At 61.8% G+C, this 24,128-nt stretch carries 18 protein-coding genes; 1 reads left to right on the forward strand and 17 read right to left on the reverse strand.

Going from position 1 to position 24,128, the window contains the following annotated elements; translation table 11 throughout:
* Positions 1-7 precede the first annotated feature (7 nt).
* The 3 genes from proA to ACEN9N_RS18660 all read right to left on the reverse strand — a co-directional run bounded on the left by proA (position 8) and on the right by ACEN9N_RS18660 (position 8,073).
* Positions 8-6,058 (reverse strand): anti-phage protein ProA, encoded by a 6,051-nt coding sequence (proA, locus tag ACEN9N_RS18650; protein ID WP_495654229.1) that lies wholly within the window; start codon positions 6,056-6,058, stop codon positions 8-10.
* A 336-nt stretch (positions 6,059-6,394) separates the two neighbouring features.
* The gene (locus ACEN9N_RS18655; protein ID WP_495654230.1) at positions 6,395-7,435 is read right to left on the reverse strand and encodes an endonuclease/exonuclease/phosphatase family protein; all 1,041 of its coding nucleotides are present in this window, start codon (positions 7,433-7,435) and stop codon (positions 6,395-6,397) included.
* 275 nt (positions 7,436-7,710) lie between these two features.
* Entirely contained in the window at positions 7,711-8,073 is a 363-nt protein-coding gene (locus tag ACEN9N_RS18660) for an H-NS histone family protein (protein ID WP_495654231.1), read from the reverse strand.
* A gap of 180 nt (positions 8,074-8,253) precedes the next feature.
* Here ACEN9N_RS18660 and ACEN9N_RS18665 point away from each other — a divergent pair, with 180 nt between their 5' ends.
* Positions 8,254-8,772 carry a hypothetical protein gene (locus ACEN9N_RS18665; RefSeq protein WP_495654232.1) on the forward strand — a complete coding sequence of 173 codons (519 nt, stop codon included), beginning with the start codon at positions 8,254-8,256 and terminating at the stop codon, positions 8,770-8,772.
* Between the two features lie 139 nt (positions 8,773-8,911).
* Here the strand turns inward: ACEN9N_RS18665 and ACEN9N_RS18670 are convergent, their stop codons facing one another.
* The 14 genes from ACEN9N_RS18670 to ACEN9N_RS18735 all read right to left on the reverse strand — a co-directional run bounded on the left by ACEN9N_RS18670 (position 8,912) and on the right by ACEN9N_RS18735 (position 24,060).
* Complete coding sequence (locus tag ACEN9N_RS18670; RefSeq protein ID WP_495654233.1) at positions 8,912-9,967, reverse strand: hypothetical protein; 1,056 nt, start codon at positions 9,965-9,967, stop codon at positions 8,912-8,914.
* 413 nt (positions 9,968-10,380) lie between these two features.
* Positions 10,381-12,036: a DUF927 domain-containing protein gene (locus tag ACEN9N_RS18675; protein WP_495656401.1), complete on the reverse strand. Its 1,656-nt coding sequence runs from the start codon at positions 12,034-12,036 to the stop codon at positions 10,381-10,383.
* Between the two features lie 5 nt (positions 12,037-12,041).
* On the reverse strand, positions 12,042-12,254 hold the full coding sequence (locus ACEN9N_RS18680; protein WP_495654234.1) for an excisionase family DNA-binding protein: 213 nt from the start codon (positions 12,252-12,254) through the stop codon (positions 12,042-12,044).
* A gap of 233 nt (positions 12,255-12,487) precedes the next feature.
* Positions 12,488-13,336, reverse strand: coding sequence for a hypothetical protein (locus tag ACEN9N_RS18685; RefSeq protein ID WP_495654235.1), 849 nt, complete (start codon positions 13,334-13,336; stop codon positions 12,488-12,490).
* Positions 13,337-13,971: 635 nt separating this feature from the next.
* Complete coding sequence (locus tag ACEN9N_RS18690) at positions 13,972-14,808, reverse strand: enoyl-CoA hydratase-related protein (protein ID WP_495654236.1); 837 nt, start codon at positions 14,806-14,808, stop codon at positions 13,972-13,974.
* A 45-nt stretch (positions 14,809-14,853) separates the two neighbouring features.
* Entirely contained in the window at positions 14,854-15,837 is a 984-nt protein-coding gene (locus ACEN9N_RS18695) for a Bug family tripartite tricarboxylate transporter substrate binding protein (protein WP_495654237.1), read from the reverse strand.
* A 25-nt stretch (positions 15,838-15,862) separates the two neighbouring features.
* Positions 15,863-16,591, reverse strand: a complete 729-nt coding sequence (locus ACEN9N_RS18700) for an enoyl-CoA hydratase/isomerase family protein (RefSeq protein WP_495654238.1) — start codon at positions 16,589-16,591, stop codon at positions 15,863-15,865.
* Positions 16,592-16,737: 146 nt separating this feature from the next.
* Positions 16,738-17,871: a CaiB/BaiF CoA transferase family protein gene (locus tag ACEN9N_RS18705; protein WP_495654239.1), complete on the reverse strand. Its 1,134-nt coding sequence runs from the start codon at positions 17,869-17,871 to the stop codon at positions 16,738-16,740.
* 2 nt (positions 17,872-17,873) lie between these two features.
* The gene (locus tag ACEN9N_RS18710; RefSeq protein WP_495654240.1) at positions 17,874-18,839 is read right to left on the reverse strand and encodes a Bug family tripartite tricarboxylate transporter substrate binding protein; all 966 of its coding nucleotides are present in this window, start codon (positions 18,837-18,839) and stop codon (positions 17,874-17,876) included.
* Between the two features lie 46 nt (positions 18,840-18,885).
* Complete coding sequence (locus tag ACEN9N_RS18715) at positions 18,886-19,461, reverse strand: SRPBCC family protein (RefSeq protein ID WP_495654241.1); 576 nt, start codon at positions 19,459-19,461, stop codon at positions 18,886-18,888.
* An 8-nt stretch (positions 19,462-19,469) separates the two neighbouring features.
* Positions 19,470-20,285, reverse strand: coding sequence for an alpha/beta fold hydrolase (locus ACEN9N_RS18720; RefSeq protein WP_495654242.1), 816 nt, complete (start codon positions 20,283-20,285; stop codon positions 19,470-19,472).
* Complete coding sequence (locus tag ACEN9N_RS18725; protein WP_495654243.1) at positions 20,275-22,689, reverse strand: xanthine dehydrogenase family protein molybdopterin-binding subunit; 2,415 nt, start codon at positions 22,687-22,689, stop codon at positions 20,275-20,277. The genes ACEN9N_RS18720 and ACEN9N_RS18725 overlap by 11 nt, the downstream gene beginning before the upstream one ends.
* On the reverse strand, positions 22,682-23,176 hold the full coding sequence (locus ACEN9N_RS18730) for a (2Fe-2S)-binding protein (RefSeq protein ID WP_495654244.1): 495 nt from the start codon (positions 23,174-23,176) through the stop codon (positions 22,682-22,684). Before ACEN9N_RS18730 ends, ACEN9N_RS18725 begins: the two co-directional genes overlap by 8 nt.
* 2 nt (positions 23,177-23,178) lie before the next feature.
* Positions 23,179-24,060, reverse strand: coding sequence for an FAD binding domain-containing protein (locus tag ACEN9N_RS18735; RefSeq protein ID WP_495654245.1), 882 nt, complete (start codon positions 24,058-24,060; stop codon positions 23,179-23,181).
* Between the last annotated feature and the right edge of the window lie 68 nt (positions 24,061-24,128).

Genomic DNA, 24,128 nt, shown 5'->3' on the forward strand with positions numbered 1-24,128 from the left:
CCATGGGTCACTGCCGAAGAATGGGATGGTCCAAACGGAACGGGTCGCGCTCATAAAGGCGAAGGGCCCCAGCCGCCTCGCTCAGGAGTTTTGCCTCTACGAGCGCGTCGACCGCTTCCATGACACGGCGCTCAGCGTCTGCAGGCGTACGGGCCATGCCTATCAGGCGGCACACCGCCCTCGCGGTATCGGACCGAGAAGGCCACCCCGCTTCCCGAACAACATGCAGTGCCAGCGCTGCTACCTCCTCGATGCAGACTTCGGCAACGTGCCGTTTGGACCCGTCGCTCGTGTCGGCGATGCGGAACCCGTTCCAAGTCTTCGGCTCGGCGTTGGGCGGCCAGTAGAAGGTCTCATGGTCCTCTACCGTCCGCGGCAGATTGACTGGGGTGAGCGACCTGAGCCGCTCGACAATCTTGGCGCCTGTGCGTTCCAGACCCCACGCTCTCGCCACCCGCTTGAGCAGGGTCGACTCGGGAATCGGGCCTTCGGCTTCCACAACGAGCTGAAGCTGGTCCGCAAGTCGGCGGTTCGAGTGCGGCTCATAAAACGCAAACGGGTTGCCGGGTGCGACGGTCGCCGGCGCGTAGACGGGGAAGCCGCTCCCTTGAGGAGTATCGGCGGCCGACTGAGTTGCCACCAGAGTCGCCTCTGGCGTCCCTGCTCCGCTTCCAACAGCAAGCTTGGCATCGTGGACGTCCGTATCGAGCGACTCTTCCGACTCTGGCGAGTACTCGTCCGGCGCGCCTCCTGCGTCATCGTCTTCGGCTTCTTCTTCCACCAGCGACTGAAGCAATGCCGACATCTTCTGAACCTCGCCCTCGGGATTCACCCACCAGTCCGTGGACCAGATGCGGTGAATTCTCCAGCCGAGGCCCTCAAGGACCAGTTGGCGCAGGCGGTCGCGGTCACGCGCCGTGGCTCCAGAGTGGTATGCGCGGCCGTCGCACTCGATTCCGACCAGGTAGCGACCCGGGGCACGAGGGTCCACAACGGCGAGGTCGATGCGGTAGCCCGAACAGCCCACCTGAGGATGCACGGTCCACCCTAGGTCGCGCAGAACCTTGATGACCGCAAGTTCGAATGGACTCTCGGGCTCCAAGCCGGTAGGAGAGCTCTGCTCGACCAGGGCCCGCGCGCCGCGGATAGCGAACTCGAGATAGTGCTTCAGGTCACGCACACCGGCGGCGCGCACCCTCGCAAGGTCAATCTGCTCTGGCATGAGCGTGCTGTAGATGACGACCGCTTCGCGCGCCCGCGAGATGGCGACATTCAGCCGACGATGCCCCCCTTCGCCATTCAGCGGGCCGAAGTTCATGGTGGTCTTACCCGCGGCGTCGGGGCCATAGGTAATCGAGAAGAAGATGACGTCGCGCTCGTCACCCTGAACGTTCTCGAGGTTCTTGACGAACAGCTTCTCGCGCGTCTGCGCCGCGATGGCGCGGTCGAGGTCTGAATGTGCCCGGCGCCGCGCGTCCAGCAAGGTGTCGATGAGCGACTGCTGCGTCTGATTGAACGTGACAACGCCCAGCGTCAGGTTTCGCTTCTTGGGATTCAGGAAGTGCTCTTCGATGCCCGCCACGATGGCTTCCGCCTCTGCGCGGTTCGTCCGACTTCCCCCGCGGTCGTAGACACCTGCCACGCGCTGGAACTTGACGGCCAGGTCGTCGGTCACTGGCGACGGGAAGGTCACCAGCGAATCGTCGTAGTAGCGATGGTTGCTGAACGTGATGAGGCTTTCGTGGCGGCTGCGGTAGTGCCATTTGAGGCTGAGCTTGTTCATGCCGGCGCCAAGGCACTCGTCCAAGATGCTCTCGAGGTCCTCGACCCGTTCGTCGTCACCAAATCCGCCCTCTTCGCTGTCGGAGGACTTGTTGAAGAAGTTGGTCGGGGGCAATTGCTTGGGGTCACCAACAACCACCACCTGCTTGCCGCGTGCAATCACTCCCACCGCGTCCCAAACCGGAATCTGAGATGCTTCGTCGAAGATGACCAGGTCGAACTGCGAGAAGCCGGCGTCGAGATACTGCGACACCGAAAGCGGCGACATCAGAAGGCACGGCTTGAGCCTGGGGAGGAGCGTTGGCATGGCTTGGACGAGTTGGCGCACGGGCATGTGAGCGCGCTGCTTCTGGCGCTCGCGCAGGAGACGTCCCATTTCCGGATTCGCCTTCGCTGCGGCGCCCGCAGCGGAAGGGATTCTGCCCGCCAGGGTCGCGGCAAGGTAGCGCTCCGTCAGCTTCTGGAAGCTCGCATCGGCGGCCCGAAACTCGCGAATCTTGCGTTCGTGCTCGGCGCTTGCGAAGTTGCGCAGGATGGGGTCCACATCGATGGCCTTCTTCGCCCACCAGTTGCGGTAGCTGAACTCGAAGTGTTCATCGATCTCACTCAGGCCGATAGCGCCATGCTCAAGGTCCGACACAAGGCCTTGGAGCCCTTGCGCGACGGCGTGGTCGCGCACCTTCCGCCACAGGCACCATGCTTGCAAACGCTGCTTGGACGACTGCCATCCAGCGATGACACCTTGGACGCGCTCCAACGCCCCGTCTGCGTTACCGGGGCCCGCAATCGGCGCGACCGGCTTCGCGGCGTCGTTCAGCGCGTCGAGTTTCTGGCGCATGTCGCGCAGAGCGCCGCGGTACTCGAGGAGCGCCTGTCCAACCCTTCCGTTGGCCTCGAGCGCGACGCGGTTCTCTGCAACCAGCGGCTGCAAAGCACTTCGCAGAGCCTGCGAGCGTCCGTCATCGCCCGCGGCGACTCGTGCCACCGCCTGTGTGAACCGCTTCGCCCAGTCATCATGAGCCGCCACCGCGCTCCAATCGGTTTTCAAGCCGTCATAGGCGTCATCAAGCAAGGTCTGTGCATCGGCGTGCATTGACCGCAGCACCTGGTCTTCCTCGTTGAGCTCCATCAGGGGATGGAGCATCGCGTCGACCTGCGCCGCGGTGGGACGCTTCGTTCCTTCGCGAAAGGCGGCCAGCTTCGCCGTGATGGCGCGCCGGCCCAATATGGCCTTCAGCCACCAGGACGCGTTCGCTTGGGACCAGCTCGATAGGAGCTCGGCGCCATTGAGCTTCGCCAACTGCGGCGTCCATCCGGCCCCGATGCTTTCCCAGTGCCCAGCCCGCGCGGTCCCGTGCTTCACGAGCGCCTGGAGGCGTGCACGCGTCGCGGGTTCGTGGGCCTGCCGCGCGACTGCAATGGGCACCTTGGGCGCCGCGAGCAGGATGTCGGCGAGCGTGTCCATGTTCCCAAGGGTGTCCGTGCTCGACCCCGCCAGGCTCAGCCCAAGGAGTGCCTCGAGTGTTTGTGCCTTGGCATGGAGTACCGTGGTCACGCGGGCCAGGTCCTGGCAAACGACAAGAAGGTTGTCCCCCCAGGTGTTACTCCATTGCGTCATGCCGATGAGGGCGAGCGGGTGACCATTCACCCCGCCGATGGAGCCCGCTAGGGTGGCCATGCTGCGCGAGGTTTCCCTGAGCTTGTCGAGCTCGTCGCGCGTGTGCGTCATGGCATCAGCCCACGGCATCGAGGACGGCTCTTTCCCGCTCTTGCCGATGCAGGTGCCGATGGCATCGAACACCGTGAGACCGTTGGGGTAGGCCTGATGCAACGAACCGACGAGCCCGTTCAGCTCCTGGCGCAGCTGCGCGAGGCGCTCTGCCTCCCGAGACCAGTCATCGGTGGTGCGTTGGCCGGCCATGTCCAGCGCGCTGCCCAACTGCTGCAGTACCTCCGATTTCTTCGACTTCGAGGAATGAAGCTCCAGGCAGAATGGCCCCAGCCCGATGGCTTCGAGCCGCCGATGCACGACCGAGAGCGCCGCCATCTTCTCGGACACGAAAAGAACAGTTTTTCCGCGCCCAAGCATGTGGGCAATGATGTTGGTGATGGTTTGGCTCTTGCCGGTACCCGGCGGACCCTCGAGCACCAGGTCGCGGCCGGTGTCGACGGAGCAGATGGCTTTCAGTTGCGACGAGTCGGACAGAAGCGGCGCGAGGATGTCCTGAGGCTTGTGGGTCTGGTCCAGTTGCTCGAATTCGCCGACATCGCCGTCCCTTTCGAACGGCTGGCCTGGGTTGTCGATGAGGTGCTTCACCACGCGGTTGGCTTTGAGCTGCTCGGTGCGGTCCTGCAGGTCCTTCCACATCAGGTACTTGGTGAAGGAGAAAAGTCCGAGATGCGCCTCCTCTCGCACTTCCCAGTGCTTGATTTCAGCGACGGCCAGCCGAAAGGCCTGCAGCACGCGGCCCACGTCGATGCCCTTCTCGTCATTGGGCACGACCTCCAGCCCGGGAACACGAAGTTCGAAGTTCGCCTTGAGGAACTGCAGGAGCGTGGGGTTGACGATGGCCTCGTCGTCGTGCCTTGCCAGCCTGAAACCTGAACGCACCGACTGGCGTTGGAGCGTGACAGGGACCAGAAGAATCGGAGCGAGGTTCCTGCGCTCCGACTTCTCATCCTCCGCCCACCGCAACAGGCCGATGGCCAGGTACAGCGTGTTGGCGCCGCCTTCTTCCAGGCCCGTGCGCGCGGCGGTATGGATGCCCAGCAGGCGTCCATCCAGTTCGTCCGCTTTCACTTCGGCAAGCAAATCCCTGTTCGACAGCGCCTCTAGTGCCATGTCATCCAGCGGGGAGTTGCCACTGCGGCCGGCGTGAACCTGGGCCATGCGCGGGTCGGCTCCCTCCATGATGCCGGGCAGCGGCCGGACCTTGAAGTCTTTGCCATCAGACAGCACGTCTTCAAGGCGCGCCAGGTCTGGGGCAATGAGCTTCAGCGTCGTCTTCGTGGCCTTGAAGTTCAGGAGCTTGTTGCGCAGCGTCAAGTCCAGGAGACGGGATTTCCACTTCGACAGGCGGCCTTCCGGTGTGTCGTCAAAGGGAAGGTCCAGCGGGGTGAGTGCGGCCACGTCCAGGTCGGGGAGCTGCGGAGTCGGCTCGATGGCAACCGGCGGCTCCCCCTCGTCGGTTTCTGCCCGCCGGACCTGCACCGCCTTGGAAGGCAGGGGTTTGATTTGGACTTCGCGCGCACGGTGAATGTCCACCGCGTACCGGAAGGACTCCTCGTCAAGCAGGTGCCCGCTGCCCTGCTCCATTGCAATTCGCAAGGTGGGACGATGGCTGTGGTGCAGTGCAATGCCCGTGGTCTCGAAGACCAGGAGTTCCCCGCTGTCGACGCGCTTGCGCACGGCCTGCACGTCATCGGTCAGGGGGTCCGGAAAGCTCGCCGGGTGGAGCCACACGCCCACCCAAGCATGGCCCTCCTTGACCAGGACCACGGGTCGCAGGCCGGCTTGCTCGAAGCAGGACGCGAACAGCATCGCCAGGTCGAGACAGGTGGCGACCCCGGCGTCAAGGATGCGGTCCGGCGTGCGAATCTTCTGGCCGTCGGTTCCGAACGATGCAGGCGGCTCCGAGTAGTGCAACCCGGCGGCCGCGATGGTGCTGTAAACGGCGGATATCTGCTTCCAGACGACGTCCCGATTCTTGGACTGGTAGCCGTTCATCGACAGCTCGTTGTGAGCAGACCTCAGGAGGCCAGATGCCTTGTGAATCAGCACATCGATAGCCGGATTGTTCGGCATGCAGAAGGCTGCGAGCAGTTCCGGCAGCGCCCGGGTGCCGGCCCACTGGTCGTAGGCGAGAACCTCGACCGCCTGTGTCTTGCGTGCCAGTTCCGTATTGCCCGCCGTGACCACCACCGTAATCGTTGCCCGGGCGGCCTCCTGAAGGTCGGCCAGGAAGGTGTGGTCCGGGCGCAGGTCGATGGGCGAGATTCGGCGTGACTCGCTGGGTGCCAGGCGGTCGAACCGCAACCTGGCCCCTTCGGCGAACCTCGGATTGCAGCTCACCAGTACCTCGAGGCCTTCGAGGGCCTCGGTCCCGTTATTCGTCAGTCGCAAGGACCGGATGACCGGCACGGCGTTCTGAATCGAGGCATACCCCAGCGTCCCATCCGCTTCGACGTCAATGAGGACCACTTCAAGTGGAGCGCTTGGCTCTGTGCTCTCTTTGGAACCAATCGGCAAGGCTTCATCGTTTTTTTGGACGTCCAACTTTCACTCCTCCAGAGGAAAAGCCATTTTGCGCCGGTGCAACGAGTCTTGGCGCACACGTCCGGGTTACCGCCTACTTTTCCCAAGAAGATCTATTGCGCACCTAGTCGACTGCGCGTCGATCGAGCGAGATCGGTAGCGCCCGGCCCTAAGCTCGCCATCCGGCGAGCCAATAGGGAAAGTGAGTCGCACGCAGTTTGCGTACGCCACCATCTCCACTTCGCGGTCAACTCACGATAAGTGGGCGTTTACGAGGATGAGTCGCCGCGAGCATCCCGCCCGGTGGAAAGGCGGGTGGGAACCTTCAGGGCTCGCAGTACTAAAGCCCGAGTCCGATCAGGCTATTGAGTCCAGGTAACTATCAGCATCATCGATACCAAGTTCAATCCACATGGGCAGATGGTCGCTCATGCGGTAGGTGCGCCAGTCTTTGAAACTGCGACCAGGTCGCTGCGCACGCTCTTGGGCGTAGTCGCCTTCATCTGCGAGCCGATACACATGCTCATAGAAATCGAAAACACCCGCGTTGCCGGTCGGCTCAAGTCGCGCTAGCTTTTTATAGTACGCGATCTGGTCGTAGTGCTTATTCTTGTCGACATTTGAGCCCGGCACTTCCTGCAAGTCCCCAGGAACAACGAAGCCGGCCTTAGTAATGCCTTGCATCGTCACGTCCTTGCGATTGAAGATGTTGAAATCGCCCAGCATGATGAGATTGTCGGGCGCGGGCGGTATTCCGGGCTCGTATTGAGGTGCACCGGAGAGCTTCCCGGCGTGCTTGGCGATCGTCTTGGCGAAGGCCGTGATCTCTGCGAGACGTCGTGGATCCACTGCTACTCCCTTACCGTAGTAGATGTGAACGGTGGCCAGGGTAAGGTACGCCCAGCCCGCCCGGAAACCAGCAATGTAGGGTGACCGCGCCATCTGCACAGGTTCTTCCTTGACGCCCTTTTCCTTGGGCAGCACCAATTCCGCAGCCAGTCCCGTGAAACTGACCTTCCGACGATCGAACAGGTAGGCCATGCGCTCCGAGTTACCGGAAGTGCCAAGAGTCACGTCGGTGACGAGAAAGTCCCAGTCACTGCCGAGGAGGCGCACCAGCGTCTGCAGAGGGTACACGCCGTTGCGCACCTCTTGAATCGCGATGAGATCGAAACGGCTCAATATCTCCGCAATGTAGTAGTACGGCTCCTCGGGTCTGTAGCCATACTTTCCGGAATCGAACTCCCGGATGTTCCACGTGGCCAGCAGGAGCGTATCAGTCGCAGTGCGTGCGGGAATAGCAGTCGCAAGTGATGAGCGCAGCCGCTTAAGACCATCGATGATGCGACGGCGCGCCTTGGTATCTTTGATCCTCTTTAGGCCAGCATAGTACGGCATTCGTTTCTCCTAGGAGACGATGGTGCGGTCAACTCCACTAGCTCCTGGTAGGGCCGCGGCGGAAAATCCACAGCCGCACATTCTCTCTTCCCCGGAATGCGATGGCACCTACGGACGCCTCCCATATTTAGGGGAGGCCAGCTATTTGCAGCAGCCACTGCTTTGACCTCACAGCATGACCTCTGATGCTGGCTCCAGATAAACGGGGGTTTACGACGCCGACGATAAGGTGCGGCGCAGCGGGCGGGACCACTGCCGCTGCCGCAGGGTGGCGTTTACTTGACGAGCAGATCGTCGGCGGACTTGCCGGTCTCGAGCGCGGCTTTGAACCATGCGGGGCGTGGACCACGGCCACTCCACACGTTGCCCTGGTCGTCTTGGAACTTTGGCGCTGCTGTTGCTGCAGGCGTTGCGGCGGCCTTCTTGTCCTTCCGGGTCTTCTTGGCGACGGAACCGGTCTTGCCAGCAGGACGGCCGACAGCCTTGCCAAAGCCAAGCTCGGCCGCCGTGAAGCCATACACCGCGATTGCCTCCTTGATGCGGCTGAGAACGCCGTCGGCCTCCTTCTTGCGCAATTTCTCAGCTTCGCGCTGAAGTTCTTCGATCTGCTTCTGAACTTGGAGGAATGTCTTTGCCATGTGTAGTACGCCTTGAATTAGGAAGACCACGAGCTTATACGCGATTGACATTGAGTTAATGTCAGAGCATATCGATAATCCAATGCTTTGAAGAGTGCACGCGTGTCGTTCATTAACAGGCAATGCGACCCCGCGACACCATCAAAAGCCTCATCTCTTTACTCATAGTCACGAATGGCCTTGCTCATCGACACCCCTAGATACAAGCTCCTTTACAACAGTCCCAATTTTCAAACGCGAGACGAGTTGCTGGCGAGCGAGACCGGGCGCGAGTGGCTTTACGTGCCTCACGACCACGATGCTCTCGAAGAGATTGCGGGGCGCCTTGGGTGGGCTGCTCGCAAGAACGCGACATGGACGTATGGTGCAATCGTCAAGGAGGTTGTCTTCAACATTCCCTCGATCAATGACGGCAAACCCTATCGCCCCAATTTGGACGTCGGCAGTGACACCGTGGTACGCCGTGAGGATCTGAAACTGGTGGACGAGTTCCTGACTTACTTGAGCCTGCACTCCTACAAGGAGGCGGACATCATCGCCTCCGCACTCGTCACCGGACCGGCCACAGGAAAACCCAATGCAGAGTTTCTTCGACTGGCGCAGAAACTTCGTCGCGTGACGCCTAGATTCACACCCGATACCGAGTTGTGGGCCAGGGAGCTGCGGCTCAACTACAACTACTTTGCCAGTCTCAAGTAGCTGTAATTGAGCCTTCCTTTGGATTCGCATGACGCTGTCGCAAAAGGCATCAGTCTGGACTCCGCCTTCAGCTCAAAGGGCTGCCCGCCCCCAGATTGACTCGAGCCGGCGCTCCGTCGCCATGCAAGAGATGCATGGTCTACGGATTCTTGAACGCCTTCTTCGGGAAGATCCCCGCCCCTTTCAAGGCTTTGATGCCACGCCCCCAAAGGTCGTCCGGCTCCCACCAGGTGGGCGTGGTGTCCACGAGCGCCTGGATCACCTTTCGCACCTTCTTGTCGCTACAGTCCTTGTAGACGGCGGTGGCGCGCATGAGGCCAACCTCCCGGACCAGCGCCATGAAGTTGGCTTTGATGAAAGGGGAAAGATCGTCAATGGCCGACAGATCCGCAAGCACAAACCGGTGGAAGCGCTTCGCATCTCGCTCCTTGAGTTGGTGCAGGCGCACGCCGCCCAGCTTGATGCCTCGCACCTCCAGCCGCACGATTGGTGGCCCGCCTCTGGCATCCCTGACCTGGCGGACAAGGTTGTCTTCCAGGTCCTCGTTGTCGCCAGTTTTCTTGAGCTTCTGCACCAACTCGTGGGTGATTTGAATTCCCTTGTCATAGACGGCCTCGCGATACGGGCTGGTGACGCTGCCGAAGTTGAAGGTCTCAGCTTGGCCGCGCACGAAGCGTTTACCGAAAACGGTCAGTTCGTGAACACCCTTGTAGCCCACGAGAAGGCTGTCTAGCCGGGCGTTGACCACGTCGACCGCGACGTCGAGCCGATTGACGGTAGCTTTGGCCAGAAGCTCCTTGTAGTCTTCAACGTCGAGAATCTGCTTGATCACCAGGTGCAGTTGCTCGATGGCGTCCTCGCTCATCTTGCTGGGGGTAATGTCGACCCGCAGCCCACCCTTCTGCGTCGCTTGAGTGGCGCCAAAGCTCAAGAGCGCGCGAGCGCCATCAGGCAACGTGGGGCAAACGTTCGTGCGATACCGATTGCCCTTGCCACGCGCGTACGACGCCCGGCCCTCTGTCACCTCGTCCTTGATGCGTTCCACCACATCCTCAGGGATGGAGGCGGCGATTCCGGGCGTCACATTCCAGGGCAGGACGAACACGAGGCGGTCAATAACTGGCGCTTTTACCCTCACCTCCGACTTGGAGGTTTTTTGCTTGGTGCTTTTGATGGTTTCTTTCGATTTAGGCATGAATATCCTCTTGATAGTTATAGCCACAGACAAGCAGCGGCTACCCGACGAGGCATAGGCCTCGTCAGCATTTACATTCCAGATCTAGTAGAGCTACCCCGAGACAGTTACGGGGCCGAAATGAGGCTCAGCGAGGAGGCATATAGACAGGCCGAGGGACCGAGAGGGAACCGGCCGATCTACCTAAAGGGGGTTGGGAATACATACTGTGTTACCCCCTTATTAGTACCTGGCCTATGCTCAGGAAGAGGTCAAAAACAGAAGAGTTTTTGACCCATTTCCATCACTCAAAAGCTGTATATCTCAACGTTCCGACGGCCTTCTTGAAGACACACCGGGCAACAGCCCGAGTGCCAACTGCGACACAACTCAGCTTCCTGTTTCGACGTAACGACGTAACAGCAGTTCGACCGCTAGCCGTCGAAACAGATGCGCTCCCGGATGGCATAGAAGCGCTTCGACTGTCTCTCGTTCGGCAAACGAACAGAGAGCATCCGCTCACCCTTGTTGTGTTTCAGGTAATCCGCTCCGACAAGCGCATCCAGAATCTCGCGATCGGTGTGACTGCTTGCCAATTTGCTCAAGGAGGAACCGAACACCAGATAGAGAGTCTCGTCGTTGATCTTGTGGATGTAACCCCACGCTCCGCCCTTCGTTTGGCCGCGCTCGTCCAACGCAGTGAAGCGCCCAGGGTTTTCATCGATCGCCGCTCGGACAGCGCCGATGACCGCATGGTCGATTGGCGTGAGGCCTGACGCGTACCGCTTGCTATGCGCTTTCAAAACGGTATAGAACGCGTCTCGAATCTGCCCTTTCTCGACGGAGAAGACTCCGTACTTTGCAGCCATGATCAGCGCGAAGAACCATCCCGCGTATCCGTTGAGCATGCGGTTAAACACGGGGTCATTGACCTCCACCTGTTCCAGCAGCTTTTCGCGAATGCGAGGTATCAGCGTTTCCGCCTTCTCGCGAATTTCTGCGCAGTTCTCAACCACTACCTTTACCCACCTGTCCCACACCGCCCCGTATGCGTTCTGGCTAGCCTCCGTCAGGTGTTGCGCAAAGTCGGCCGCGGTCATGCCGCTGGGCAGCTTTTCGAACGCGCCATGTGCCCCGTCGGTCACCAGTTCGAACAGACGCGCGTCGACGCCGGCATCGAGTACCACGGACTTGCGACGCACCAATTCCGCGAGCGTTTGCTCGTTGGAGGCAATCAACACGCAGCGTAGGGCCTGACCTTCCACTCCGCGCTGAGCGGCGTTGCCGATGGTGCGGGCACCTCCGTTACCGTGGTCAAAGATCAAATTGATGAGTTCAGCTGAATTGGTGACCTGCCGCGTCTCCTGGAGAAAAACCGGCTGATCGGACTGATGCGACATCCATTGGTGAAGGCCGAGCACCGTCCCGGAGGCGGACTTCACCGCACCAGGTCGAATGATCGACTGGATGGCTTGCTGAATCGAAGTCTTCCCGCTCGAACTCGGTCCGACCAGCATGAGCATCAGTGGCTGAATTCTTACCGGCCCCACGAGGAGTGCCGACAGCGCCGCACCGAGGGCAACCAGCATGGTCGGGTTTTCGAGCATGTGCGCCCCCAATGTCCGGTGCCATGTCTTCCGACTGCCTTTGGCCGGAGGAAGATCAACCCGCACCGACGAATCCACAACCACGGGAACTGCGGGCTTATCCCCGATCCAGTGCGCATCTCCGCGCCAGACCACCACCTCATGGCGAGTCCCGCCCAACTCGAAGGCTTGATAGCCTGCACTCGGCAAGAGGATCGCCCTTTCGGTTGCAGCCTTGGCGATCTGATGACCGAGCAACGCGAGCTCTTTTTTCGTCATGTCGATGGACAGATTGCTCGCTTGCGCGATGTTGAACAGGCCCTCAACTTTCTCCTTCAGAACTTCGAGGGCGTTCAGCATGTGCCACACGTCACCGATTTTGAGGGCATACATGTTCGGCTGCCCGGGAACCATGCTCTTGGCGGAGTAGATGGCTGCGATCGCTTGTCGCAATGCACCGTCACCTGGGAGCAGTTGGCCCTTCTTCTTTGATTCGGCCTTCATGTTGCTCACAGTGCTGCTCCCTTTTGGCCACCGCAATTCTTCTGCTTGACCAGGAAGCTCTCGATCTCGGCGTCGCTGATGCGCACACAACGTGTGCCTACGTGAACAGCAGTCAGATGCCCGTCCTCAACAAGCTTCCGGGCTGTGCCGAGGGAAATATTAAGGCGACTGGCAAGCTGCCGGTAGGACGACATAGTCGTCAGTGGTTTCGAACTCATAAGTGATCTCCGATGGGTTTAAACAGATCTCAGCCGGGGCTGAGGTGTGTGTTGCGCAACGGGATCAATGGTCGAAGGAAAGGTCGCTTGCAGTTTGCAACCTGCAGGTGTGGGTGGCAGCCTGCAAGAGTAGAACTTGCAGGCTGCAGGGCGTTAGTTTCTCAGCCTATTTGAAGGCGCGCCTATTAACGAGGATGCTCCCCGCCCTACGGGGCCAACAAGGCCCAGAGGAGTTAGCCTTCCTCAGCTTCGCTACTCGGCTTCGATTTGGGATACGCAATGGCGTAGCCACGTAGCGCATCTCGAAGGTAGCTCCGAACATTGCTGTCACTCATACCGGCGAGGTCGTGAGCTGTAGCTTTCTCTTCGGCGACGACGGCTTTGACTTCCTCTACGAGCGTGGTGAAGTTGAACGCACCCTCGCGTAGATAGCGCGGGCGCACCATCGTCTTCTCAGCGCGATGCAGAAGGACGAGAACCGCGCCGAGCATTTGAATAGCGCGTTCTTCCTTGCGGCTCGGTTTCTCATTCGCGTGCGGCTCTTGATTCACCGGGAAGGCGAAAGAGCCTGTCGCTGTGCTTAACGGCAGCGGCCGAACACCGACTATTGGCTCTATCGGTGATGTATCCATTTCTCGGCGGACGTCGGCGATGCCGTCCATCGGCTCAAGATGTCGTGCTCGCATCAACGCGTTCTTGGCATTCTTCGCAAGTGCCCATCTGGACTCCGATGCGAACTCGAGCGCGTTGCGCACGGTTACTCGACGCGGCAGGGTGTTTGCGCGTGGAATCCATTTGCTGATCCCGTATGCGGCCTCGAGCTCCTTCTCGCGCTTGCGGAACTCGATCTTCTTTCGCTCCTTGTTTTTCAGTAGCGCAATGACGCCCTTCTCGGGAGCCAGACCCATGGTTAGCAGCGCCGCCTGCTGTAGCGAAACGCTCGGCCGTCCGAGCCAATAAACCCAACGGGGGGCCTTTAGCCGTTGCGGCGGGAGCTTTCCGGATCTCTTGACGGTAGTCAGCTTCTTCTTCGCTTTGGGTGTACGTTGCACTGCGAATGTGCTTTTCTTGCCAGTTGCCATGCGGCGGATTCTATTCAGGTCGGCAACTTCGCCCTCATGCAAGCGCGGCCAGCAATCACGCTACGGTGTTGTAGAAGGCCCAACCCACGATAACCATAGGCACGTAAACGCCTGGTTATCGGCGGTTGGGGCTTTTCTTTTGGGGGGCTTGGACCCGCCCCTACTTCTCGCCAGCTCAACATTGCCCTGGCGCGCACCACAACACACGCATCAGGTAGGCCAAAAAAACGGTCGTCGTCTCAGCCAAGCGCATGCAGCGGCAGGGGGGCCGTGGCTCAGCGCCGTGTCGCTTCTTGATCCGCAAAGTCGAGCGCCTCACGGGCCTGCATAGGCCAGCCATCTGCGGCCAGATGCGCCGCGGGGTCTTTCCCCTCGAGCCAAGTAGCGCCGGTCAACGCACAGCGCGGGGCTCAAGAGCTCCGCAAAATCTTAAGTCCGCCTCGCATGGACGGGCCCGTGGCTTGATTCGCAGATCCGGAACGGAGCACTTGCAAGTCCAAGAGCTTGAGGGGCCACGTCGGCAAACCTGTACGCAGCGACCACTGCGGCGGCCCATCAGGAGAACTCCCTTAAGGGTGTGCCAGTATGAATACTTGTCTTGGCGACCGTTGTCACCGGCGCCACAAGCGATGGCTTCAGTTGGTATCTTTCTCGCTTTCCCGATAGTCCCCGAACTTTCCGTCTCGAATGGAGAGCGCGTGACGCACGCCCTTGGCGAACTCCTCCCGGTAGGCGATGCTGGAGGGCGTGAAGAAGGCCAGCGCCTGCATTTCGGTCCCCGCACGAATGGCAGCACGCACGCCCATGATCTCCATGGCCCTGTGGGTCGCTCGCTTGTTGAATTGCTGGACGTCCGAGGGTACCTTTGCGACTCGCTCTGCCATCTCGAGCACGCGCTCCTCGAGCTCTTCCGCTGGAAAGGCCCTATTCGCGAATCCTTTTTTGACAGCTTCCGCTCCGCTGATCGAATCTCCCGTGAGCATCATTTCCATTGCATTCCGTAAACCCATGAGCCAAGGGTGAAACTGCATGTCGGGTGGGCTCATGCTGCGTACAGGCGGATAGCCGATCTGCGCGTCGTCTGCAACATAGACCAAGTCGCAGGCCGTCGCGAGCTCGCTGCCACCAGCAAGGCAGTAGCCATGAACCTGAGCAACCACCGGCTTCGCGAGATCCCAGATCCGGAAGGATCCCTCGACCACGTGCCGGGGCCATTGGCCGATGCCGTCCGACGTGTAGTACGGTTGGCCCTCTTCGTTTCCACCGCCCAATTGATAGCCTGAGGAGAAGCACTTTCCCGCGCCGCGGATGATGCTCACGCGCACCGACTCGTCCCTATCGGCAGCCTCGAGTCCTGAGAACAGCTCGGTGCGAAGGGCATTGGAAAGCGCATTGCGCTTTTCGGGCCGGTTGAGGGTGAACCTTCGGACCTGGGGACGTGGGTTATCGACTAGAAGAAGAGGTTCGGACATACGGGTTAGGAAGGAGTCGGGAGTTCGGAACCATTTACGTCCATCTCAGCCTTCGAGCTTGACGCCACTGCGCCTCACGACTTCGCCCCATTTGGCGTACTCCGCGCGCATGTAACTTTCCGCGGCATCGGGATTGGCGCTGTATCGTGGCAGGCAGTTCAATGTGGCCAATTTCTGCTCCACGCTCGATGTTCGCAAAGATGTCCGCATCGCTTCGAAGGTGCCGTGGGCGAGGTCCTTCCGCACGCCTCGCGGATATAGGACCATCAGCCAAGTGGCGGCATCGAAATCACCCAGGCCCTGTTCCTGCATCGTGGGAACGTTCGGCATCCCATCGAGGCGCTGGTTTGTCCCGACAGCCAGTGGTCTCAACTTGCCACTCTGAATGAGCGGGGCCACGCCGGCAGCCGTCTCGAGCGCAATAGACACGTTGCCAGCCGCTACGTCCGTCAGTCCGGGCACGCTACCCTTGTAGGGCACATGAACGATCGAGATTCCGGCTCGACGCTTGAATTCCTCCATCGCCAGATGCGATACGGTTCCGTTCCCGGAGGAGGCATTGGACAATTTTTCGGGATTCGCCTTTGCGTAAGCGATCAGATCCTGAACGTTTTTGATCGATAGGGCCGCGTGGCAAACCAGCACGAAGGGAAGGTCGCCCACCAGGCCGACCGGTTCGAAGTCCTTCAGGGAATCGTAGCTGACACGCTTGTAGAGGTGCGGATTGGTGCAAACCGCCGACATATGGGCCAGCATCATGACGCTGCCGTCCGCCGGTGCACGCGCCAACTCCGACAAGGCGATGCTGCCGCCCTGCCCCGGCCGGTTCTCCACGATGTAGCTTTGGGCGGTCGTGCCTCGGAGACTCTCCGCCATCAGCCGGGCGACAGCATCCGTCGCCTGTCCCGCCGGGAATCCAACCAGGATCTTGACCGTCTTCGCGGTGGCTTGGCCCAGCGCCCACGGACTTGCCGTGACGGCCGCACCTGCCAACAGGAACTGGCGGCGTCGGATTTGCGTACGGGCCATGTTTTGTCTCCTCCTCGCCGTACGCTCAGTGCGCCTTTTTCATCGCTGCCGAGGTGTTCACCATCGAGTGCAGTGCACGTGCGTAGTCGATCGCCGCTTGTTCATCCATGCGCGGGGCGACTCGCAGGTACTCCTTGAGTCCCAGGATCGCGGGGCGCGGGCGGGAAAGGAGAACGTCCAAGAAGCCGGCGGCGGTCGCGTCGAGCTTGTCTTGTACCACCACCTGGCTCACGATTCCCCAGTCTTTGGCCTGCTTCGCGTCGATGAAGTCAGCCGAATACGCCATCCACAGAATGGCATTGCGATTCACGCGGTCATACAGCGCCGACATCACCATGGTCGGCATCACGTTGTGAGTGATCTCGGGGATGTTGAAAGTCGCAGTGTCGGCGGCGAAGCTGACATCGCAGAGGGCCGCGAGCGCAGTGCCGTAGCCCATTACACGGCCCCGCAGAATCCCGACCACGGGCACCTGGGCAGAGCGCACCGACTTGTAGCTATTGAAGATGGCGTCGTACTCCGGTCGGCGGGCGTAGGCCTCCGCTGGGGGCGGCCCGCCCGCATCGCGGATGCGGCCGGTACAGAAGTCGGGGCCAACGCTGCTCACCACCACCACGTCCGAAGTCTCGTGGGCCGTGGCCAGCGCGGCAGACAACGCGGCGGCCATGCTGTCCGACACGCCGTTGTCCTCGGGCCGGTTAAAGGTGACGCGCAGCACGCGGCCGTCTTGTTCGATGCGGATCTGTTCGCTCATGACTATCTCCGGAAAAGAAGGCAGTTTGTCTCCGGGCGTGGCCGAGCGGCAAACGAGGATTTCTCACGAAGCGCGAGCCTGGCTCACGGGTCGATCAATCACGTGCTGCATCAGCTTTGCATGACGGAACTTCCGAGTGCTTCGCCTCAGCAGACTCCCTCGGACTCGAGCCTTGCGATCTCCATGTCGCTGAGCCCGAGGTCGGAAAGAATGGCCCGCGTGTGCTCACCCGGCGCAGCGATGCGTCCGGCCCGTCCGGGTGTCATGCTCATCCTCGGCGCCGGGGCCGGTTGCGTGACACCGTCGATCTCCACGAAGGTGCCGCGTGCCACGTTGTGCGCGAACGCCGGTGCCTCGTGCATGTCCAGCACCGGTGCCACGCAGGTATCGACGCCAACCAGCAGTTCGCACCAATCGTCCCGCGCCCGCGTGCGAAAGGTTTCTTCGAACAGCCGCCGGGTCTGCGGCCAGCTCGGTTCATCCCATTGGCTGTCGAGCAGAGCTTCGGGCAGGCCGCAGCGACGCAACAGCTCGCCATAGAAGTTCGCCTCGACCGCTCCGACCGCCAGCCACTTGCCGTCGGCGCACTGATAGCAGCGATAGAACGGCGAGCTGCCGTCGAGGAAGTTCGCACCGCGCTGCGCTTTCCAGCGCCCCATGGCCAGGTATCCGTACAGCATGCTCATGAGCAGTGCCGACCCGTCGCTCATTGCTGCATCAACCACCTGGCCGCGGCCGCTGCGCTGAGCTTCGATAAGCGCGCACGCCATGCCGAAGGCGAGAAGCATGCCGCCGCCGCCAAAGTCTCCGACCAGGTTTAACGGTGGCATCGGCGGTCGGTCCGGATCACCCATGCCATGCAACGCACCGGAGATAGCCATGAAGTCGATGTCGTGACCGGCGCGTTGGGCCAACGGCCCTTGCTGGCCCCAGCCCGTCACTCTTCCATAGACGAGCCCAGGATTTCGAGACAGGCAGGTGTCCGGCCCCAAGCCAAGGCGCTCCATCACGCCGGGCCGGAAGCCCTCGATCAACATGTGGGACTGCTCAACAAGTTTGAGAACCACCGAGGCGGCGCCCGGCTGCTTCAGATCGAGCGCGATCGACCGGCGACCTCGCTGCAGGACATCCGCCGTTCCAGACCCCGCACGCGGTCGCTCGCCCTTTCGCTCGATGCGGATCACGTCCGCGCCCATGTCGGCCAGCAGCATCGCGCAGAAGGGCGCCGGCCCGATGGCGGCGATTTCGACAACCCGAGTGCCTTTGAGCGGACCTTGCATGGCTATTCAGGAAGGATGCCGGCTCGGCGAATCACCGACGTCCATTTCTTCGTTTCGGCGGCCTGGAACGCCGGCAGCTCCGCCGGCGTGGTCAAGGCCACTTCGGCGCCCTGCGACGCCAAACGTGCTTTCAGCTCGGGCTGATTCAGCACCTTTGATGTCTCGGCATGCAGCTTCTGCACAATGTCGGCCGGTGTCCCAGCAGGTGCATACAGCGCGAACCAGGTATATGCGTCGAAGCCTTTGACACCGCTCTCGTTCAATGTCGGCACTTCAGGCATGGCCTCGGTTCGTGCCGCGGTACTCGCCGCCAGCACCTTCAAACGTCCCGCCTTGACATGCGGAATCACGACCGGACCGAGCTCGATCATCATCTGCACCTGGCCGCCGAGGAGATCCGATACTGCCGGACCGCTGCCACGATAAGTGATCGGCACGACAAAGAGGTTTGCCATGTTTTTCAGCAGCTCCATGTTGGTGTGCTGCGAGAACCCGTTTCCCGTCGACGCGTACGAGAACTTGCCAGGATCGGCCCGAACCTTGGCGAGGAAATCCTTCACGTTGTCGACGCCCAGGCTGGGGTGAACGACGAGATAGCCGGGCATCTTCACGAGCCTGGCCACGGGAGCGAAGTCCTTCTCCGGGTCGTAGCGCAGTTTTCGGAACATGCCCGGAGCTACCGACATCGGCCCGGTGGAGCCCACCACCAGCGTATAGCCGTCGGGCGCGGACTTCGCCGCTGCATCCACGCCGATGGTGCCGCCCGCACCGGCGCGGTTCTCCACCACGAACGGCTGGCCCAGCGACCGCTGCAAGCCATCTGCCAGCGCCCGCGCAATATAGTCATAGGGGCCACCCGGCGGAGCGGGCGCGATGATCTTCACAGGGCGGCTTGGCCACGTATCCGCGTTGGCGGCAACAGAAACCGCCATTGCCGCGACTGCGGCAAGTATTCGAAAGGCTTTCATCCGATGTCTCCTTCAGTAGCTTTTCATTTGAAGTGGCCAGCCAATCTCAGCGCAGAAGTACCCCGCCCAAGACGACAGCCGTGACAGCGGCTGCGGCGTACACCCACACGGGGACAAAGCTGCTTCGCTTTGCGCTCGCAGGAGTTGCCGTGTCAGCCTCGGCAGTGATCGGAGGGCTCGGCGTGGGCACCACCAGCTTGCGGAACGCCTCGAAGAAATCGTCCGACATCTTCCGCGCGACACTGTCGATCAGCCGCGAACCGATTTGCGCGAGCTTGCCGCCGACCTGTGCCTGCGCCGAATAGCGCAGCTCGGTCGCGCTGCCGACGTCGAGCAGTTCGACGGTGGCTTGTCCCTTGCCGAACCCCACGGCACCGCCCTGCCCTTCGAACACCATCACGCATGACTCCGGCGGCTGTGCCTGAGTCAGGCGCAAGTCGCCGTTGAATTTGGCCCGCAACGGACCAATGGCCGACACGACGACCACGCGGAAGAGCTCAGGCGAGACACGCTCAACCGACTCACAGCCGGGCAGGCAGCCCTTGAGGATCACTGGATCGTTTAGAGCCGCCCAGACCTGATGGCGTGGCGCGGCGATGGATTGGCTTCCGGTGATTTGCATGGCAGTCCTTAAGCGATCAGAGAGTGCAGCCGGCGCGCCACGACGTCGTTGAACGCAGTAGGCTGGTCGACATTTGGAAGATGTCCGGCGCCTTCGATCACGTCGAGGGCCGAGCTGGGAACGAGTGATTGCAGGTGCCGCATAGCGTCCGGCAGTACACCGTCGTTGGCACCGACTATCCATTGCGTGGGCACCGCAATGCTCCCGACGCGACCCAGGTAGTCCAGCCCTTGCAAGGCTCGCGCGCAGGCGGCGAAACCACCGACGGAAGTGCCGGCGATCATCTCTTTCACCTCTCGTGCGACCTCTGGCCGGCGTTCGAGGAAGCCGGAACCGAGCCAGCGTTCAGCAGTCGAGTCCGCGAGTGCAGCGGTGCCATGCTCTTGGGCCATCGCAATCCGCTCGTCCCAGGGAGCTGCAAATGCAGGTGGCGCATCCGCACGGGCGTCGCAGACGATCAAGCTGGCGACGCGATTCGGGTGAAGAATGCCGAGACCGAGCGCCACCATCCCGCCCAGCGATACGCCGATGAAGTGCGCCCGTGCAATGCCCAACTCGTCGAGCACGCGAATGTTGTCGGCAACCAGGTCGTCCAGATTGCATTCCGGAGGCGGCTCGTCTGAGGCTCCGTGGCCTCGGGTATCGATGCTCACGACGCGCAGTCCCAGCTCAAGCAGCATTTCGACTTGGCCGCGCCACATTTTTGTTGAAGCCAGGATCGAGTGTCCCAGCACGGCCGCCGGAGCGCCGACAGGGCCGGCGGTGTGTACCGCCAGTTTCCCGTGAAAGCCCTCTGCGGGAATGAGTGTGGATTCAAGTTGCATGGTTATCTCCGGCTTTTCCACCGTTGCGCTGCTCGATGACGGTCCAGATGGCTTGCGGCGTCATCGGCAGTGCGTCGATGGATGCGCCCATCGGTTCGAGCGCATCGTTGACGGCCGCCGAGATCGCCGCGGCGCTGCCCAGGTAGCCGGCCTCGCCGGAACCTTTCTGGCCGAACTCCGTCAGCGGCGAAGGTGTGCAGTGATCGACGATGGTCACGTTCGGCACCTCTTCCGCACTGGGCAGCAAGTAGTCCATGAACGTGCCCGACAGCAGTTGCCCATCGTCGGAATAGGTGAACTTCTCCATCAGTGCGGCGCCAAGGCCGTGCGCGACACCTCCGTAGGTCATGCCGTGCACGACGTCCGGGCTGATCATCACGCCGCAGTCGTGGCCCACCGAATAGCGATGCAGCTTCACCTTGCCAGTCTGGGGATCGACGCTTGCGAGGACCACATGGCTCTCGAACGAATGACAGGGATACATCTGCACCCGGCCATCCTCGGTGGGCATCTTGCCTCCGGTGGGAACTTGCCAGACGAACTTTTCCTGCAACCCAGGTTCCATGCCGGGCGGCAGTTGGTGGTACTTGCGGTGAGCGATCTCAACCAGTTGCTCCCAACCCAGACGCCGCTGCGGTTCCTCCGCCACGAACACGGCACCGTCGTCATAGACCACCGACGAGAGCGGGACGCCCAGATTGTGAGCAGCGATGGCAAGCACCTTCGCCTTGAGAATCTTCGCTGCGCCAGCAGCAGCCCCGCCGAGCATGATGGCCATGCGGCTTCCCACCGGGCTGTTGGATGGCAGCGCGCTCAGCGAGTCCGCGTGCAGCACTCGGATGCTGTCGGGCTGAATCTGCAGGACTTCGCCCACCACCGTCGAGACAAGTGTTTCATGCGCCTGCCCCGAGGTGGAGGTCGCCATCAGCGCCGTCACGGTGCCTGACAGATCGATGCGCACCAGGCAGGAGTCCATCCACGTCGTGGTCTCGTTCTTCGGATTGAACAACGGCTCGAAGGAAGAGTTGCCCCCCGATGGCTCGAGGCAAGTGGACACGCCGATTCCCGCCAGCAGCCCCTGGCTGCGCAGCGCGTCGCGCTCTCGCTCCAGCTGGGCCATCGGGACGACGCCCAGGGCCTTGTCCAGCACGGTGGCGTAGTCGCCGGAGTCGTAAGTTGTTCCGCTCGGGATGAGGTAAGGGAACTCGTCCTTGGCGATCAGGTTACGACGCCGCAGTTCCACGCGGTCCAAACCGAGGAAGCGGGCGACCTTTTCCATTCCCGTCTCGATGGCATAGTTGGTGGGCGCCTGACCGAAACCGCGGACTGCCTCCTGCGGCGTCTTGTTGGTGAGCACCGAGATCGCTTCGTACTCGACGCTCGCCATGCGGTAAGGACCGACAATGGCGCCCACCGGCTTGCCCAACTGCAGCGGCGCACGACCGGAGTAGGCGCCGATGTCGTCGATGGCCCGCATCTTCATCGAATGGATCACACCTTGCTCATCGAACGCCATCGTGACGTCGAAGGCACGATCAGGGCCCTGCATGTCGCCACCGCGCATGTTCTCCAGGCGATCCTCGATGAGCCGTACGGGTCGCCCGAGCTTGCGCGCCAGATAGCCGACGAGGACGGCATGCTTGATGCCGCGCTTGACGCCGTAGCTTCCGCCCACATCAACGTCGAAGTGCACCCGCACGGCATTGCCAGGCAGCTTGAGCGCCTTCGCCAGCTGGTCGGGGAACTTGGGCATCTGGATCGAAGCCCATACGTCGAGGATCTGCTGCGACTCGTTCCACTCGCAGGTGACACCGAAGGTCTCGATCGGTACGGTCGCGCTGCGCGCCCAGCGCACGCGGTAGCTGAGCGTGTGGCGAGCCCGAGCGAAGTGGTCGTCCACCGCTCCCCAAGTGAACTTGCGGCGGAAGATCGTGTTTGAGCCGAACTTCGGATGCACGATGGGGGAGTCGGGTTCGATCGCACTTTCCATGTCTACGACCGCCTGCAGGGGGTCGTAGTCGATGTGCACCAGCTCCGCAGCGTCCTCGGCAAGCGCACGCGTTTCCGCGACGACGGCAACCACCCACTCGCCGGCGTAGCGTGCAACGCCAGCGGCAAGCGGAAATCGTTCGACTTGAGGCGCATCGACACCCACCAGCAGCGGCAGCGTCGCAGCGCAAAGCTCCTCGCCCGTGAGCACGGCGTGCACTCCGGGGACGGCGAGCGCCGCACTCGACTCGATCCTTGTGATGCGTGCGCTCGCATAGGGACTGGCGATGATTGCCACGTGAAGTGTGTCGTGACGCCTCACATCCGCTGCGAAATGCCCCTGGCCCAGCACGAAGCGCCGGTGCTCCACCGCGCGGCGGTGCTTGCCGATGTACCGGAATTGCGCTTCAGCCATGAGCTGCATCCTGGGCCGTCGCATGAAGGACGGCGTCGATGATCTGCTTGTAGCCCGTGCAGCGGCACAGGTTGCCGCTGATTGCCTCGCGCACTTGCGCTTCCGTGGGGTGCGGAATCCTGTCGATCAGCGACTGGCAGGCGACCAGCATGCCAGGCGTACAGTAGCCGCATTGCAGCGCATGCTTCTCACAGAAGGCGTCCTGCAGCGGAGATAGCTTTCCCCGCTCCGGTGCCAGTCCTTCTACCGTAGTCACGGACGAACCGTCGGCCTGCACGGCGAACATGCAGCAGGAACGCACGGGCTCGCCATCGAACACCACGGTGCATGCACCGCAGACTCCGTGCTCGCAACCGACGTGCGTACCGGTCAGGCCAAGTTCGTCGCGAAGAAAATCGACGAGCGTCATGCGTGGCTCGACAGCCCGCTGGTGCTCACGGCCGTTCACCGCAATGCGGATGTTTACAAGTCTGTTCAGATCGTTCATGGTCAGTGGCTCGCATTGCGAGCGTTTTCGGCGGCCTTCAGCAGAACCCGCTCGCCCAGCACCGCCGCCAAGTGGCGACGGAATGAAGCAGTGGCATGGATGTCGTCACCTGGCTCGCAGCGCGACGAAGCCGAGTGGGCGATCTCGCGCGCGGCCTGCGCGGTGATGCGGTGGCCGACGAGCTGCGAGGCGAGCTCGGGAAATACCATCGGCGTGCCGTCCACGCCGCCGAAGCCGATGGCGACCCGCTGGCAGACACCGGCGTCATCGAGCTGCAGCTGGCAGGCGGCCGATGCCATCGCGAAATCACCGTGCCTGATACTGGTCTCGTCGAAAGCGCTGCCTGTGCGTGCGCTCTTCCAGACCGGCCAGTCGATGGCGACCAGGCATTCGGTCTCGGCCGTGGCGGTAAACATCGGGCCCTGGAAAAACTCCGCAGCATCCACGATGCGCACGCCGTTCTGGCTGCGAAGATGCATCCGGGCTGCCAGTACGCTGGCCGCCAGCGGTAACTCGGCGGAAGGATCGGCGTGAACGAGGCTGCCGCCCACGGTGCCGCGATTGCGTGTCTGAATGTGGCCGACCCAGGCCAATGCTTGCGCGACCAGCGGCAGTCGCGACCGGAGACCTTGATCGTGCTCGACATCGCGCTGGCGAGTGCAGGCACCCATGCGGATGGCATCGGCGGTGTTCTCCACGCCTTTCAGCGCGGCCAACCGATTGATGTCTACAAGCACCGAAGGGCGGGCCAGGCGCATGGCCATCATCGGAACCAGGCTCTGGCCGCCTGCCACGAGCTTGGCGTCGGCGCCATGCTGTTGCAGGACCTCCAGCGCGTGAGCTTCGCTCTCGGCGCGGATGTAGTCGAACGGGGCTGCTTTCATGGTTGCCGATCATCGGCACGCAACGCGATCGCGGCAAAGGACGATTCTTCACGTGGCGTGAGCTATAG

This window comes from Variovorax sp. Varisp46 (assembly GCF_059491885.1).